Origin of the sequence: Psychrobacillus sp. FSL H8-0510, assembly GCF_038008345.1 — a bacterium.
Lineage (GTDB): Bacteria > Bacillota > Bacilli > Bacillales_A > Planococcaceae > Psychrobacillus > Psychrobacillus psychrotolerans.
This window is the reverse complement of the sequence record NZ_JBBOYZ010000001.1, coordinates 676,125-692,490: the sequence shown is the minus strand read 5'-3', so window position 1 is coordinate 692,490 and position 16,366 is coordinate 676,125. Positions and strand designations below refer to the sequence as shown.

18 protein-coding genes are annotated in these 16,366 nt (G+C 39.7%); 2 read left to right on the top strand and 16 right to left on the bottom strand.

Annotated features, from left to right (window positions below):
• Positions 1-139: 139 nt before the first annotated feature.
• From MHI40_RS03465 to MHI40_RS03450, 4 genes are all read right to left on the bottom strand, one after another.
• Positions 140-415 carry a hypothetical protein gene (locus MHI40_RS03465; protein WP_340761510.1) on the bottom strand — a complete coding sequence of 92 codons (276 nt, stop codon included), beginning with the start codon at positions 413-415 and terminating at the stop codon, positions 140-142.
• A 196-nt stretch (positions 416-611) separates the two neighbouring features.
• Positions 612-1,340, bottom strand: a complete 729-nt coding sequence (locus MHI40_RS03460) for an amino acid ABC transporter ATP-binding protein (RefSeq protein WP_093537092.1) — start codon at positions 1,338-1,340, stop codon at positions 612-614.
• Positions 1,341-1,361: 21 nt separating this feature from the next.
• Positions 1,362-2,021 (bottom strand): amino acid ABC transporter permease, encoded by a 660-nt coding sequence (locus tag MHI40_RS03455; RefSeq protein WP_340761509.1) that lies wholly within the window; start codon positions 2,019-2,021, stop codon positions 1,362-1,364.
• A 74-nt stretch (positions 2,022-2,095) separates the two neighbouring features.
• Complete coding sequence (locus tag MHI40_RS03450; protein ID WP_340761508.1) at positions 2,096-2,914, bottom strand: transporter substrate-binding domain-containing protein; 819 nt, start codon at positions 2,912-2,914, stop codon at positions 2,096-2,098.
• A gap of 260 nt (positions 2,915-3,174) precedes the next feature.
• Here MHI40_RS03450 and MHI40_RS03445 point away from each other — a divergent pair, with 260 nt between their 5' ends.
• Together MHI40_RS03445 and MHI40_RS03440 are read left to right on the top strand one after the other, a co-directional pair.
• A complete protein-coding gene (locus MHI40_RS03445) occupies positions 3,175-3,738 on the top strand; it encodes a helix-turn-helix domain-containing protein (RefSeq protein ID WP_245762682.1) in 564 nt (187 codons plus the stop codon).
• A 17-nt stretch (positions 3,739-3,755) separates the two neighbouring features.
• Positions 3,756-4,184 (top strand): hypothetical protein, encoded by a 429-nt coding sequence (locus MHI40_RS03440; RefSeq protein WP_340761507.1) that lies wholly within the window; start codon positions 3,756-3,758, stop codon positions 4,182-4,184.
• A gap of 10 nt (positions 4,185-4,194) precedes the next feature.
• Here MHI40_RS03440 and MHI40_RS03435 read toward each other — a convergent pair whose 3' ends face one another.
• From MHI40_RS03435 to MHI40_RS03380, 12 genes are all read right to left on the bottom strand, one after another.
• Positions 4,195-5,145 (bottom strand): nuclease-related domain-containing protein, encoded by a 951-nt coding sequence (locus MHI40_RS03435; protein ID WP_340761506.1) that lies wholly within the window; start codon positions 5,143-5,145, stop codon positions 4,195-4,197.
• 651 nt (positions 5,146-5,796) lie between these two features.
• Positions 5,797-6,921: an acetylornithine transaminase gene (locus tag MHI40_RS03430; protein ID WP_340761505.1), complete on the bottom strand. Its 1,125-nt coding sequence runs from the start codon at positions 6,919-6,921 to the stop codon at positions 5,797-5,799.
• Positions 6,918-7,697: an acetylglutamate kinase gene (gene argB / locus MHI40_RS03425; RefSeq protein ID WP_340761504.1), complete on the bottom strand. Its 780-nt coding sequence runs from the start codon at positions 7,695-7,697 to the stop codon at positions 6,918-6,920. The genes MHI40_RS03430 and argB overlap by 4 nt, the downstream gene beginning before the upstream one ends.
• On the bottom strand, positions 7,660-8,886 hold the full coding sequence (gene argJ, locus MHI40_RS03420) for a bifunctional ornithine acetyltransferase/N-acetylglutamate synthase (RefSeq protein ID WP_340761503.1): 1,227 nt from the start codon (positions 8,884-8,886) through the stop codon (positions 7,660-7,662). Before argJ ends, argB begins: the two co-directional genes overlap by 38 nt.
• Before the next feature lie 18 nt (positions 8,887-8,904).
• Entirely contained in the window at positions 8,905-9,939 is a 1,035-nt protein-coding gene (gene argC / locus MHI40_RS03415; RefSeq protein WP_340761502.1) for an N-acetyl-gamma-glutamyl-phosphate reductase, read from the bottom strand.
• A 135-nt stretch (positions 9,940-10,074) separates the two neighbouring features.
• The gene (locus MHI40_RS03410) at positions 10,075-10,929 is read right to left on the bottom strand and encodes an anti-sigma factor domain-containing protein (RefSeq protein WP_340761501.1); all 855 of its coding nucleotides are present in this window, start codon (positions 10,927-10,929) and stop codon (positions 10,075-10,077) included.
• On the bottom strand, positions 10,926-11,675 hold the full coding sequence (gene sigI, locus MHI40_RS03405; protein ID WP_340761500.1) for an RNA polymerase sigma-I factor: 750 nt from the start codon (positions 11,673-11,675) through the stop codon (positions 10,926-10,928). Before sigI ends, MHI40_RS03410 begins: the two co-directional genes overlap by 4 nt.
• Positions 11,676-11,830: 155 nt before the next feature.
• Complete coding sequence (locus tag MHI40_RS03400; RefSeq protein WP_340761499.1) at positions 11,831-12,529, bottom strand: hypothetical protein; 699 nt, start codon at positions 12,527-12,529, stop codon at positions 11,831-11,833.
• Positions 12,530-12,816: 287 nt separating this feature from the next.
• Positions 12,817-13,191 carry a hypothetical protein gene (locus tag MHI40_RS03395; protein WP_340761498.1) on the bottom strand — a complete coding sequence of 125 codons (375 nt, stop codon included), beginning with the start codon at positions 13,189-13,191 and terminating at the stop codon, positions 12,817-12,819.
• Between the two features lie 176 nt (positions 13,192-13,367).
• On the bottom strand, positions 13,368-14,279 hold the full coding sequence (locus tag MHI40_RS03390) for a DMT family transporter (RefSeq protein ID WP_340761496.1): 912 nt from the start codon (positions 14,277-14,279) through the stop codon (positions 13,368-13,370).
• A gap of 15 nt (positions 14,280-14,294) precedes the next feature.
• Positions 14,295-15,743 (bottom strand): sodium/pantothenate symporter, encoded by a 1,449-nt coding sequence (gene panF / locus MHI40_RS03385; RefSeq protein ID WP_340761495.1) that lies wholly within the window; start codon positions 15,741-15,743, stop codon positions 14,295-14,297.
• Positions 15,740-16,006: a YhdT family protein gene (locus tag MHI40_RS03380; protein WP_093538686.1), complete on the bottom strand. Its 267-nt coding sequence runs from the start codon at positions 16,004-16,006 to the stop codon at positions 15,740-15,742. The genes panF and MHI40_RS03380 overlap by 4 nt, the downstream gene beginning before the upstream one ends.
• Positions 16,007-16,366: the final 360 nt, after the last annotated feature.

Here is a 16,366-nt window from a genome sequence, read left to right as displayed (position 1 = left end):
TCGTACCGCATATCAATTCACCTAGATAGTTACCATGCCTGGCACACATATAAAAAGAACGCCCTACATGGACGCACCAGTTCGTTACACCTAATAAGCATACCCTATTAGAAACCCTTAATGTTGAATATTATTCATCTTATCGTCGTAGTCTTTTCTTAAGTTTAATATTCCATTCGCCGATTTCTGACCCATCACAATCTTTTACCATAAAAGGTCCAGAAAATATCGCTTTTCCACTTTCTTTTTTAAATGTCAGCTTTCTCACCATCAATTTATCTTGTAGGCGTTGTTCAAAAAGTTTTGCTACTGTATTATCGGACGTGACAACATGGATAAACTGTCCTTTTTCAGTGTATATCCCTTCACCCACTACTGTAGCAATTTCATCAGAGCATTCAATAAACTTGTTCACATAATTCCTCCCCTTTTTTACATAATTCGACAGTAGGAGGGAGGAATCCTTCTAAATTTCCCCAATTTATTACGACACTTTAGCAAACAAGTGTAAAATTAAGTTTTATTTATAATACTTAGTTTTACAGCACCTTGAGTGGAATGGAGCTCATATTTAAAGTATTTTATTCAAAACAAAAACCACTAGAATTTTTCTAGTGGTTTAATACTTTAGATAGGAAGTCTTGCGCGCGTTGTGTGTCTGGATTGGTGAAGAATTTGGATGGTGCGGCGCGTTCGACTATTTTACCTTCTGCCATGAAGACGATTTCGTCGCAGATTTCTTTGGCGAAGCCCATTTCGTGTGTTACGACTACCATGGTCATGCCGTCTTTCGCTAGTTTGCGGATGGCATCGAGCACTTCGGTTACCATTTCTGGGTCGAGTGCGGATGTCGGTTCATCGAATAACATAACAGTTGGGTCCATAGCTAGCGCCCTAGCGATAGCTACCCGTTGTTGCTGTCCACCGGAAAGTCGGTTTGGATAAGCATCAAATTTGTCTTCTAGTCCTAGAGATGAAAGTAGTTCTTTCCCTCTTTTTTCGGCAGCTTCTTTACTCAGTCCCTTTACTTTCATTGGAGCCATTGTTACGTTTTCTAGTGCAGTTAAGAATGGAAACAGGTTGAAGCTTTGGAATACGAAGCCTATGTTCGTACGGGCTACGTTGATATCCGTTTTTTTGTCGTGGATGGAAGTGCCATCCACTGTTATTTCCCCGTTATCTACTGGTTCTAATGCGTTAATTGTGCGGATTAGGGTGGATTTCCCTGCTCCACTAGGGCCGATCAATGCGATTACATTCGATTTTGGTACTTCGAGCGAAACGTCGGTTAGGACTTGGTGGTCGCCGAAGCTTTTATTGACATTTTTGATAGAAATCATTTGGGTACACCCTCCTTAACGTTATGTTTCACTTTTCAGTAATCGTTTTTCGAAGTATCGAAGGATTAATGAAAGGCTGAATGTCATGATGAAGTAGACTAGCGCAACGAAGGTCCATACTTCAATCGAGCGGAATGATGTTGCAACTAGATTTTTTGCGTTTAGCGTTAAGTCGGTTGCCGCTATTACTGATACAAGTGATGAGTCTTTTATAAGCATAATGAATTGTGATGCAAGCGGCGGTAATACACGTCTAAATGCTTGCGGTAAAATAATATATGTCATTGCTTTTGTATGAGACATTCCTAATGAACGCGCTGCTTCCATTTGTCCTTTTGGTACCCCTTGAATACCTGAACGAACGATTTCGGCAATAAATGCGCCAGCAAATAATGCTAGACCGACAATTGAGCCCCAGTAGGAGCCTAAAGAGAAAAATTGTCCAAGTACATAGAAAATCCACATAAGCAGTACTAATAGTGGTACTCCACGAATTATTTCTATGTATGTAGATGAAATAATGAAGATAATTTTGTTTTTCGAAATACGTCCGAGTCCAAATAGAATACCAATCGGAATGGCTAAAAGGATAGAAATCGCAGAAATTTCTAGCGTTTTCAGCGCACCGTCGATGAAAACGTCCATATTTCGACTGATAACACTCCAGTCGTACTGATACATAGTTGTTCCTCCTCTAAGTTGGCTGAGTGTATAAAAGTACTGAGCAGAGTTTTTCCTCTACCCAGTGCTATTTTCTATTCGTCTACTACTTCATCCAACCAGTCAGAAGACTCAAACCATTTTGCATGAGATGCTAATTCTGTTGGACTTCCTAGGTAACTGCTTAAGAATGAGTTAACCCATTGAATTGTTTCAAAATCATTTTTCTTAATAGCAATTCCTAAGTTTTCTGTTGATATTAAACCTTCTAATTGAGTTACAGCGTCTTCGTTACGTAATTTCCATACAGCGATTGCGGGCTCGTCATACACTACTGCATCTGCTTCGCCTTGTGCCATTGCTGCTGCTGCTGATGGGAATTCTTCAAAATCTAGAATTTCAGCGTTTTTAAACACATCTTTTGCAAGTAAAGCACCAGTTGTTCCGATACCCACAGCAATTTTGTTTCCTTTCACATCAAGATCTTGCCAAGTTTTTGACTTTGTATCTGATCCTGGAACCATTACAGCTTGCCCAGTTTGGAAGTATGGATTTGCAAAACTAACTGCTAATGCACGGTCACCGCGAATAGTCATACCAGCGAAAATCATATCAACCTCGCCTGTTTGTAGCGCAGGAATTAAGCCGTCAAATGTGAATTGTTTGTATTCCACTTTCACACCAAGTGCTTCTCCTAGTGCGTTTGCAGTGTCTACGTCATATCCAACGAAATCGCCATTTGGATCTTTCATATCAAATGGGAAATATCCTGGAGACATCCCTATAACTAGTTTCTTTTCTTTCAATACTTTTTGAATTGTGGAGTTATCTGTTGATACACCACCTGAATCATTGCTACATCCAGCAATGATTAATACAGTAATCATAAGTACTGCTGCTAACCATTTTTTCATGTTTTTATCCCCCGTTTTCTCTATTATTCAGTTCCCCTTATGAAACTAGTGAATTATTAGTAGTATAAATTATTATTATTCACCTGTCTACATAATAAATAATTAGTTGTAATATTATTATTATTGATTCTATTTGAAGAAAAGTGCAAAATATATTATATATACTTGTATTATATGGTGTTTTTTATAGATTTAGTAGTATTATATTATTAAGTATACATGTTTTATTATTCTGTCTAATGTATTTTTATTCATAAGGGGTGTTTTTATTGGTATTTCCTAAAAGTGAGGTTGGTAAGCGAATAAGGTATTTGCGCAGATTTCAAGGGCTGACGTCCGATGAACTGGCCAAAAAAACAAATGTGAGCCAGAGTATGATCTCGCAAATTGAGCGTGGACAAGTGTCTCCTTCTTTAGAGACGTTATGGAAGTTAAGCCACAGTTTGAAGGTGCCTGTCTTTTCATTCTTCGAGTCGGAGGAGAGTAACGCGGTTACGCTGACGCGAAAAGGCGAGGGTAATCTGATCAAACGAGTTCGACCTAATGTGGAATATGAACTATTGTCGCCAAGTTCAGGTAAACAGATGAGCTTTTTTAAGATGATTGTATCACCAGGTGATGGTACTGAAGATCCACTTATGTTCCATGGTGGCGAGGAGTGTGGATTTATGCTCGTCGGTAGTTTGCGTCTTGAAATTGAAGGCGAAGTATACTTTATCGATGAAGGTGATAGTATTTACTTTGATAGTTCGCTGCCGCATCGATTTACAAATGACGGGGATACGAATGCAGTGGCTGTATGGACGATGACGCATAGTTTTTAAGGGGAAGGTCTTTCGCGATGGCGGAGGGCTTTTTTTGTTGTATTTGTGCGGTTTTGGTTTGGGATGGTTTACTTGCAGAGTTGTTGGATTTACTGACAGTCGAGGTGCGATTACTCGCGGAACTGGATGGATTACCCACGCTCTATTATGGAATACGGACGGAGGCTGGTTTGCGGTGGAAGGGGATTTATTGGGATTTAATGCAGTTGGCTTTTCGTTCGGGCGAAAAGCTTCCCTTTTTAAATTTACTTGCGGAGTTGTTGGGTTTACTCGAGGTCGAGGTGGGTTTACTCGCGGAACTGGATGGAATACCCGCTCTCCATTATGGAATACTGGCGGACGGAGGGTGGTTACCGGTGGAACGGGATTTATTGGAGTTTAATGCAGTTGGCTTTTCTTTGTGTTGGATTTATTTTATTCCGTATAAAAAGACCTTCTGGGCGTAGAAGATCTTTTTCACATAAATTTCATTGTATATTTGGCATCTTTATATTTTCCCGTTTTGATTAGGTTTGCGTTATTTAGAATTCTGTATGCTTCGTGCGCATTATTAAGATTTAAAAAATGTCGACATTCTTTATTGGAAATGGTGTCTTTATATACAAGAAAGTAATCCTTTATGGTTCGGGTATGTGCATTATCACTGATACTTTTACATCGCGGACAAATCCAGTGGCGAGGAACTTTTTTCATCCCTATAAAGTTACAGGCAGGACATTCTACTCCGTTGATAATGTCATTTGGATGAATTGCAAAGTGACGTGTAAGTGGAAGTGGTTTGTAATTGGTAGTTTTGTTTAGGATAAGGTTTTTGAGGTTGTTAAGTCCTTCTATAGAAAGTGGTGGATTTTCGGTCTTTATGTTTCTTAAATAAGATCTTATTTCATTTCTGAATAGTAGGGTTGTTTCGCTTGGAGGGATTTTGATATAGCTGCTAGTGAAAGGAAAAACAACGGCACCGTATATTGGAATTGAAAATCCAGCACTCTTAAATACTCTATTCAACTGGTATATATATTCTTGTAATTGAATTTCTGGACTGTCGAAGGAGTTTCTTTCTCCTGTTGTTAATGTGCGACTCAACTGAAATGGGTGTGATTTAAATTCTATTTCCCCTTTAATATTCTTAACCTCTAATATTACTGCGTAGTACTGTGATATTAAGAGGATATCCATTTGAAAAAGAGATTCGCCGTAAAGTGAAACGTTGTGAAATGCAAAGAATTTGTATGGAAGATGAACTTTTTTCAGGAAATTCATAACTGCTTCTTCCCCTATATCTCCTGCAATATTACGATTCAACTCATCTTGAAGTGAGTTATATTTGGGGTGATTCTTCTTTAGCCGTTTGGTTAACGAGATAAGTGCGTCCATATATAGTGTTTGTGTGTATGGTTTTACAATCATTTGGTCACCTCCAGGTTAGATTAACATAATCCGTCGGGGCTTGGAAGAGGACTCACAGAAATTGCATTTTGAAGGATATTTTAGGTTGAGAATTGGTTTTTACTTAAGAAAGGTGATCAAGAATTAAATTGTTGCTCCTATTACACAATAATATTCGGAGGTTTTTGTAGAATTATAGTATTCTTTTGATGCTAATTTTAGTTGAGTTAATACAAAAGGTAATTATGGAACGATTTTATTTAAAGTTTCAAGGCAGTTGGCTTTTCGTCCGAGCGAAAAGCTTCCTTTTTGGATTTTACTCGCGGACGTAGTACTGACCATATGGAATACTCGCTCTCGAGCCAAGTTTACCGACGGAGCAAGGTTCTTTACTGGCGGAACAGGATTTATTGGAACTTTAATGCAATTTGCTTTTCGCCTGAGCGAAAAGCTTCCCTTTTTTGGATTTTACTAACGGAGGGAGGGTGGTTACTGGCGGACGTGGCGGTTTTACAGGCGGAGCCGTAGGGAATACTCGCTCTCGAGCCAATTTTACTGGCGGAACGGGATTTATTGGAAGTTCTCATCGGTGGCACTAGTAAAGGACCTGCCGAATCGGCAGGTCCTTGGTTGTGAATAGCGGTTCTCTGAGCGCTTTAATTCAAGTTTTTATTAAGATAGGATTGTTTTTAGGATGTCGACTGCTTGGTCGATTTCTTCGGTTGTTACGGTTAGTGGTGGCAGGAGACGGATGACGTTTGGTCCTGCCGAAACTAATAGAAGACCTGCTTCGTCGGCTGCTGGTATGTAGGATGCTACTTCTTCTTCGCAGACGATTCCGAGTAGGAGGCCAGAGCCGACAATTTTATGACTTGGCAGAGCTTCCTTTAACTTTTCGACAAAGTAAGCAGATTTTTTATTCACTTCTGCTATAAAATCAGGTACAAATACGTTATCTAATACGGTTTGTGCGACGGCTACTGCTAGAGGGTTTCCTCCAAAGGTAGTGCCGTGTGTGCCCGGACCTAATGAATCGAGCAGGTCTGCTGTTCCTAGCATTGCCCCGATTGGGAAGCCTCCACCAAGACCTTTTGCCAACGTCATTATGTCAGGTTTTAGGACGGTTTGCTCGTATGCGTAGCGGGTTCCAGTGCGGCTAATGCCTGTTTGGACCTCGTCTATAATGAGTAGAATTCCGTTTGCTAAACATATGTCCGAGATTGCCTGAGTAAATTCAGCCGTTACTTGGTTGACGCCGCCTTCTCCTTGGATAACTTCGAGCATGATTGCGCCTACTTCATCGTCGATTACTGCTTCTAATGCAGATACGTCGTTAAATGGGACAGTTTTGAATGTTTCAAGCAATGGTCCGAAGCCGTTGCGTATTTTGTCTTGGCCAGTTGCAGACATGGCGCCGAATGTGCGTCCGTGAAATGACTTTTCAAAGGTGATGATTGTGTGTTTCCCTGTATGCTTGCGCGCTAGTTTGATAGCTGCTTCGTTTGCCTCTGCTCCACTGTTGCAGAAAAAGGCGTGAGCGAAGTGCGTATCGTTTACAAGGGTTTCGGCTAGTTTCTCTTGTTCTGGGTTTTCGAACAGGTTCGATATATGCCAGAGCTTTTCGCTTTGTTCTTGAATCGCTTGAACTATCGCAGGATGTGTATGCCCTAGACTTAGCACGGCAATACCGCTTGTGAAGTCGAGGTAGTCTTTTCCGTTAGCATCTGTCACGATGGTCCCCCTACCTTTCACAAGATGAATGGGACGGCGCGTATAGTTTTGGAATAATGAGCTCATGCGTATACCTCCTGTTGCAAAATTGTTGTGCCGGACAGTTGATCGCCGACGATTTCGACAGATGGAATACCAGCTGTCAAGCAGTCAAGAGCCGCGGTAACTTTTGGAATCATTCCTCCGTATATATCTCCTGAACTGATCCAGTGACTAATTTTTTCGGAGGTAACTATTTCTTGTACTTCTCCGCCAATTTTAATGCCTGGTGTATCCGTTACGAGTTGCAGACTTTCAGCTTTAATTGCCAAAGCGACTTCGCTAGCTACAGTGTCTGCATTGATATTCAGCGGATTCCCTTCTATCGTGCAGCCAATACTTGAAATTACGGGAGTGATTCCATGTTGCAGTAATGTTTCAATTAGGGACGTATTTACTTGTTTGATGTCCCCGACAAAACCATATGTTGCTTCATCTAATATGGTGCACTCTAGTAACTGACTATCGTAGCCACTCAAACCGATAGCTTGGATTCCATTTTTATTTAGCTGATGCACTAGCGCCGGGTTTACTTGACCTACTAATGTGGACTGGACAATGCCGATTGCTTCGGCAGATGTCACACGTATTCCATTAATAGCAGTGGTCGTAACTCCATTAGCAGCAAGGGCTGCATTGATCGCTGGTCCTCCACCGTGTACGATGACGATTTCGTGGTCAGCCGCTTGCAGTTTTTTAAAGTTGGCGAAGAAGTTTTCATTTAAACCCTCGAGCATACTGCCACCTAGCTTGATGACGAGGCGTTTAAGAGCGGTAGGTTGCGTTGATTTGGACGTAGTCATATGTTAAATCGCACCCCCATGCAGTTCCTTGACCATTGCCTTGATGAATATCGACAAAGATTTTGACTTCTGGCTGTTTCAAATAAATGATTAAATCATCTTCTGAAAAAGGAACTGGCTCGCCATTTTCTACTACTTTGGTGGTACCAAGTAGAATCGTAATGGCGTTTGGATCTATTGTTGCACCGCTATAGCCGACTGCCGCTATAATTCTTCCCCAGTTTGCATCATTTCCGAAAATGGCTGTTTTAACAAGAGGAGAGCCTACTACTGTTTTTGCGATTTTGCGTGCTTCTATATCCGTAATGGCACCTTTTACTTCCACTTCAATGAGCTTCGTTGCGCCTTCCCCGTCTTTGGCAATCATTTTAGCTAAATCTTGTGACACGGTGTGTAAGGTTTGAAGGAAGTTTTCCCAGTCTGGATGTTCTGGAGTTAACGTATTATTTTGCGCCATTCCGTTCGCCATCACAATAACCATATCATTTGTCGATGTGTCACCGTCCACTGTAATTGCGTTAAAAGTCACATCTGTGATCGCTTTTAGTGCATCTTGAAGATGGTTGGATTCGATATTGGCATCAGTCGTTATAAAACCAAGCATTGTCGCCATATTTGGTTCAATCATGCCGGACCCTTTTGCAGTACCTGCGATGATAACCTCTTTACCGTCAATAGTCGTTGAGTAAGTTGTATTTTTCGTTACAGTATCTGTTGTCATGATTGCTAAAGAGAAGTCAATCGCACCTTCCAGTTCATCTACTGGGTCTAGGTTTTGAATACCTGTAGTTACTGGCTCCATCTTCATGAGTTCCCCAATTACTCCAGTAGAAGCAACACCGATAAGTGAAGGATCAATTCCTAGTTTGTCTGCTGTAAGTTGCTGCATCGTATATGCATCTGCCATCCCTTGTTTACCCGTGCAGGCATTGGCGTTTCCAGCGTTTACAATGATTGCTTGCATTTTACCTGTTTCATATACGACATCTTTTGTGATCAGTAGTGGTGCCGCTTTGATCGCGTTTGTTGTAAAAACTCCCGCTACACTTGCAGGTACATCGCTAACAAGAAGTGCTAAGTCCTTTTTTTTATGCTTTAAACCGCAATGGATTCCGGTTGCTTGGAAACCTTTTGGCGAGGCAATGTTTTTATAAGAGATGCTTTTCATCGCAATGGTTTTTGTCGTCATCGGTTATTCCTCCTCTGTCTAGATAAATAGTGGGACTTGCTGAAGACCAGTCGATTGGTCAATATTAAATTGGACATTCATATTTTGAATTGCCTGGCCTGCTGCTCCTTTTACGAGGTTGTCGATAACCGAAACGATAGTGGCACGGTTCGTACGTGGATCGACTTTTACGTGAATATCACAGAAATTAGAGCCGTATACTTGATTGGTTCCAAATTTGTTCGTTTCTTCGATAATTCGGACGAAGGGATCATATGCATATCGTTCTTTCAATGCGTTTGTCAATTGTTGCTCGGTCACATTCGACTGAAGTGCAGCATAGCTTGTCGCTAGAATTCCTCTCGTCATTGGTACTAAATGTGTTGTAAATGTGATCGGTGATGTCTGACCTGCAAACATATTAATAGCCTGTTCGATTTCCGGTATATGTTGATGCTGATGTATTTTATAAATTGCCGTGTTTTCATTTGTTTCACTGAAGTGCGTCATTTGAGATGGCTTGTTACCCGCTCCTGACACGCCACTCTTTGCATCTATAACTATATTCGTTGAGTCGATTAAGTTTTCCTTTAATAGTGGCAATAAAGATAGCAATACCGCTGTCGGATAACATCCTGGATTCGCGATTAGATCAGCTTGTTGAATGGTAGCTTCATTCCACTCCGTTAAACCATAGACACTTTTTTCTAATGCCGTTGGTGGTGCGGGTGCTTTTTGGTACCATTGCTCATAATCTAAAGGATTTTTCAATCGGAAGTCACCAGACAAGTCAATAAGCTTCGGGCCGCTTCCTATTAAAGAAGGTAATATCCCAGTAGATACCCCTGAGGGAGTACTCGTAAAAATGACGTCATATTCTGTTAGTCTATTATGTTCGATCGCTAGAAGTTTTTGATCGTAAATATTCAATAAATGTGTATATTTATTCGAAAATTGCATTCCTTCTTCTGAAGAAGTGAATAAATCAATACGCTCGGCTTCGGGATGATTATGCAATAGCCTTATTAACTCCAGTCCACCATAACCCGTAGCACCTATAATTCCTATTTTCATCCTTATCACTCCAAACGTAAGATAATGATTAGTATAATACTGCATAATTATAAAGTCAATTGTATTTTTAATATATTTAGTGATTTTATCAGATACATTGAAAAACCCTTTGTTTAGTACAAAGGGTTTGTTTGGTTAGTTATTAGAATTTTTATTGTTACCATTATTCTTATTGGCATTGTTTCCGTTATTTGATTTGTCCTCATTCTTTTTCTTTTCTTGACCTGGGACTTTGTTGGAATTATTTTTTGGTTTGTTTTCTTTAGGTTGTGCTTTATTTTCATTTGAGTTGTCTGTTGTCTCGGTGTTCTTAACTGGTTTTTCAATAGGTGAGTTCTTTGGTTCCGTTTTTGTTGCTGGTATATTTGGGTTTGGTAACTTTTCTTCTTTTTTAATTTGACCTGGAGGCTTTGCGTTTTCTTCTTTAGGTTTCGTGTTTTTTGGTTCTGGTTCGATAGAATTCTTTTGTGGCAAAGGTTGTTTATTCACTTCTTGTACTGCTTTTTCAATTTGTTTTTTTAGTTTCGGTTTATCTTCTTTTTCATAAACGGTTGTTACTGCAAGTTCGTTCTTATCCGTACTTATTTGTTCTACCGCTTTTGCTAACACCAAGTCCATCGGTTGTCCTTTCCAATCACTCATTGTTTCTGTGGAGGATTGAAGGGAAATAACTTTGCCGTTCTCATCTACGCCAATTTCAATAGTCGAATCACCTTCTACCTGTATATAGGCGTATGCAGGGGTAGCTTTGGGAAACCACGATGCTACTAAAAATAGAAGGAGTACTGCTGCTATTAAGGCCGGCGCTATGAAAATAGGTTTCATCCGTCTTTTAGATGTGGTTGAAGCAAATAAATGAAACGCTGCTTCTTCACCTATTTGAACGTCTGCAATAAGTGGAACTCCACGAAGAAACTCGCCATTTTCTGTAAGAAAAACAGTGTAGCTTGCCTTCTTTTCACAAACAATGCCCCTATATTTTCGCATCATATGATTTCTCCTTTCACATAGTCTTTTATATAAACGAAGTCACTGTTTAATAGAAGTACGACTGCAATAATGTACTTTCGTTGCCGTTCAAGTGTTTTTCTCGACACTTCTACTAGTGCTTCCATTTCTTTCAAAGGTAGTTTTTTAGTTTTCATTAATAGTGTGTACAGTTCCTCTGAATCTGCGATAATTTGAGCAATTTGAAAGGCTGTTTTTCTAGCGTCTTTATGTTTCGGTACTGCTTTTGTTAACTCGTCAAAGGATAGTTTAAAGTTTGATAATAGATCGCTGTATTTTAACAGTTCTTCTTGCCTTGATAGTGTAAATTGTTCTTCTGAGTATGTAGTTACTGCATGCTGTTTTAATAAAAAATGGGCACCCTCTGATGCATTGTCATCAGTATCAAACAGTAATTCTTTTTTATTGCGAATTGTTTCTTTCCGAATAAAATCAATAATGCGTCTTTTTATAATTAAATGGGCAAAGGTTTGGAAGGAAGTATTTTCAGAAGGATTGTATGCATTAATCGCTTCGTGACATCCATTTAACGCAATGCTGAATTCTTCATCTTGCTCCTCAATAGGTCGTTTACAAATGAAACTCGCGGTTTTTTTCGCAAATTGGGTATGGGCAAAAAGGAGGTCATTTAGAACCTCCTTGTCCCCTGCTTGCGCTTTTTTAATAAGCTCTTGCATATTCTGTTTTGGTTTTGTTTTGAATAGACCTTGCATTATTGACAAGAGCATACATACCCTCCGTTCCCACATTTCCCTTAGGCAATAAGTATACTTTAGCTAAAGGGAGAATGAAAATCGGTATTAATTTTAGATTACTAGACGAAATTAAAAGTATCTACACGATTTATTTCATCTCTAATAATAGTGTTTTAGTCAAAATGGATTTATTTTTGGTTTTTGTTCTCTTTGTGTTCTTGCTTTTCAGCTTTACGTGCTTCTTTTAACGCGTTCTTTTCTTCTTTATGCTCAGCGTGTAATGCTTTTCGTTCTTCTTTTTGTTCTTGTTGTAGAGCTTTTCTTTCTTCTTTTTCAGCTTGTTTTATTTCTTTTTTAGGTTGTTTTACAGTCTCTTTCACTACTGGTTCTTTTTCAACAGGCTTTACTACAGGTGTTTCCGTTACAGGTATTTCTGTTTTTGGCTGCTCCATCACAGGAGGTTGTACAATAGGATCTTCTTTTTTAGGTTCTGTTAGTTTTGGTTCTTCTTGTTTAATTGGCTCTGGAGTTTCTGCTTGATTTGCTTCAAATTTTGCAATAGCGCGTTCTGCATTGCGTTTAATCGCAGCTTTAGCAGTTTCATTACCAGCATTTTCATAGGCTTTAGAAAGGGCTACTAAGTTTCCAGCGTTGTATCCTTCTGGAATCTCAATATCCATGCCTACTGTATCGCCTGTTGTCACAACTGGCGCCACAATGTCTGGTGTCGAAGTTTTTGGCACTTCAACTGTTTCCGTTTCTTTTTGATCAAGCACTTTGTTCAAGTCTACCGTATCAAACAAATTTTCGTTTGCCCAAGCATAACTCGCTCCTGTTACCGTCATTGTAGCTACTAATAATGCTGCTCCAGTTTTTTTAAATTTCATCTGCAAAGTTACATCACCTCGTATTAGATTTTGTCTTTTTGTTTCGACACTTAGTTATTCGGTGAGGTTGTCCTTTTTGTGGGGGTCGGGTGGAAAGATTTTTTTACTGGCGGTTTGATATAGAATACTGGCGGACCCTGAGTGAATACCCACTCCCGTACGGCGATTACTCTCGCTCAAGTCACATTTACAAGCGGAGCTACACCTTTTACTCGCGGAACGGAATATTTATCCAGGTTAAGCCATCAAAAAAACGAACGCAGAGATTGCGGTCGTTTCTTGATGGCTTATGTTTCACTTTTGTGGAGTACATGCATGCCTTGGAGTAGTGTTTTGGCATCTTCGTTTAGGTATTGTTTAATGTCTTCATTGATGAAGAGTTCTGCGTTGTTATTCACTATTAGTTTGAGGCCTGTGAGATCAAATTTCGTAGCGTATTTATTTATAGAATAGATTACGGTCATCTCATGACGACTTAGTGGTTTTTCACCTGTATCTTTTTTCTGTTTGATGATATCAAACATTGCTCTGGTATTGCCACGTAACAGCTGTCTATTTTTTGTTAGTAACTCTATGTTTTCTTCAATATACTTTCTGGCTGATACTAAGTCTAGACTATCAATACTTTTGTTTAGTTGTTTTAATAGTTCTGGAAAGTCCATAATATCCCCCATCTCTTTTGTGAAATAGCCTTTATATAAGTATAGGCTAAAGGATACTTGCTGTATATGGACACAATGCACCTAGAAGAATGCCATTTGTAATATTTTCACCAGAGATCGGGGATCTGTTGAGATACTTTTGAATTATGTTGAATTCCTCTAATAGTGTCAAAGAACTATTCTTTTGCAGCTAATTTTCTTTTTTTCCATAAATCTTCTGCAGCCCCTGAGCCTAGCATAACGCCTGCCACGATTAAGATTAGTCCAAGGAAATGGTTGAGGTGCAGCACTTCCCCTAAGAATAGTGCAGAAATTATTAAAGCAAATATAGGATTTAAGTTCATGAATATTGCCGCTTTCGTTGCACCCGCTTGACCTATCGCATAGTTGTATATAAGGTGACCAATTGCGGTACTGACAACTGCTGAAGCAAAGAAAACTGCCCAAAAGGTTGGCGTTGTGTTAACAAATTGTTTAATAGCTCCAGGTTCTTGAATAAAACTAATGACAAATAGGAATGCCGCACCGATTAGAAGCATATAGACTGTCAATAATCGTGGGTCCAATGTTCGTGCAGCCTTACTAACGACCATGAAGCTTAATACTTGCACAAATATTGCTAAAAATACGTAGAAATCTCCTAGGTTTGCTCCCATTGTCTCACTACCAATTAGAATGGAAACCGCAATCCCAGCTAGACCAAGTACTAGCCCCAACCATTGAAATTTTGATGGGTAGTACTTTAAAATGATTGCTGCTGATATCGCTGTAAGCATAGGTCCAGTTCCTAAGATTAAGCCTCCATGAGTTGCACTAGTGATGGATAAGCCCATATTAAGAAAATAATGATGCGCCACCACATTAGTAAGCGTTCCGAGTAAAATGTACTTCCACTCACTGCGCGATGGTTTACGTAGTAATTTCATTTTCCATAAAATCACGACAACGACTAACCCTGCTACTAGTATTCGAAATGCAGTAAGTGTTACGGGTGGGACTGCTTCCACCATGTATTTGAGTAGTGAAACGTTAGCTCCCCAAGCGAACATGACAAATACGAGCATTGCATATATTTTCCATTGTTTCATCTGAGGATCTCCTTATTAATATATATATTTTGTTTTATTAATCAATAAACTGAATGTCACGTAAGCAATGAGTGATAAGACAACCGGAATTACTACTGTATGTAAATCAAATAAGTTTCCATATGCCAGATTGTAAAAGTGGAGCGCAATATAGGAGACAATTCCAGTAATCATCGATGCAATTGCCCCATATTTATTGCCATATGACCAGTATAATCCTAGCACAATTGGCCAAATAAAGGCTGCCTCAAGTCCTCCAAAAGCAAATAAGTTTAAGAATATTAATAGTTCTGGTGGATTCAATGCCAATAAAAAGACAATGCTGCCTAAAATTGCGGTTACACCAAAACTTAAAGTTTTAACCTTCTTCTCAGTTGCATTTGGATTGATGTAGTTAATATAAACGTCTTTCACAATAGAAGAACTTACAAGAATAAGCAAGGAATCTACTGTTGACATAATTGCAGCAAGTGGCGCAGCTAGCACGATACCAGCGAGCCAAGCAGGAAGAATTTTCAATGCGACAAGCGGAATCACCGTATCTGCTACTTCGATTCCTGGCATTACCGGTCGAGCAAAAATACCGATGAGATGCATATTCAGCATGATGAAACCAGTGACAAGCGTTCCAATTACTAATGCACGGTGCATAGAGCGCGTATTTTTGTACGACATTGCTCGTACTGCCATTTGTGGGAGACCTACGACCCCTACTCCTACAAGGATCCAAAAGGATGACACATAGGCGGCAGATAAATTTCCTTCGTTGCCGTATGGCGTCACTAAATTTGGATTTTCGTTCAAAAGGTCCTGCATGATATTCGGTACTCCACCACCCGCAATAATGACTGCGATTAGTAGGATGAGCGTTCCAATTACCATAACCCCGCCCTGCACAGCATCTGTCACTGCCACTGCTCGGAAACCACCAATGACTACATAAACTAAAACTGATACAGCAAAAATAAATAATGCCGTCGTATACTTCAGACCAGTTAGCGATTCGATTAAACGACCGCCACCAACCCATTGGGCGGTCATAGCGGAAAACAAAAAGATAATGATACTAGCAGCAGCCAGTAAAACAACTGCTTTACTATCGCTATAGCGTACTTTCAGAAAATCTATTAATGTAATTGCGTTATATTTGCGGGCTAAAATGGCAAACTTTTTCCCAAGAATAAGAAGCACAAAATAACTCGTCACTACTTGAGTCATCGCAAGTAACACCCAGCCAAATCCCATCGTATAGGCGGTTCCTGGTCCACCTAGGAAACTGGAGGCACTACCGTATGTAGCAACCATCGTCATTGCCAATACAAATCCGCCTAGCTCACGACCACCTAAAAAGTACTCCTGTAAAAATCCACCTGTCGATGCTTCTAATTTCTTACTAGACCAAAAGCCAATGAAAAAAATAATGGCAAGAAAAATGACCATCGGGATGATTACTTGTATATTCACTGTTCATCCCCCTCTTCCTCTAACGAAACATCCTTCAACACGAATTTCACCAGTATAATGACTGTAATTGCTACAAGAATAAAACCGACAATACAACTATAAAAAAACCAATCTGGAAATCCTAGAATATATGAATATTCCTCTACTGGTTTCGAGCCAAGCCCATATGCAAAACCAAACCACCATATAAAATGTACAATTGCCAGTGCAACACCAATCAGTGCTTCTCTATGCGCAATCTTAAATCTAGGATCCATTGTCATCCACTCCTGCCGTTCGTAATGTGTCACTCTAGTATAACGAAGTTAAATTCAGTTGTTAATAGGGGGTTTTAAAGAGATTGGAAGTGTGGAGTTTAGCATGTCTCTGATATACGGCTTTCTCTCTCTCGGATGAAGACAAGTCTCTCTCGTATATACTGATTTTGCTCTTTTATTGGCGACACTCTCTCGTATACGCCTACCTCGCTCTCATCTAGAAGCTATTCCCTCTCTCATGAAGACAATTCTCTCACGTATATACTAATTTGCCCTTGTATAGTCGACACTCTCTCTTATAGCTAGAGACCTCTCTCATACAGCCACTTCTCAAAAAAACAACCGAACAGCGCAATGCTTTTCGGT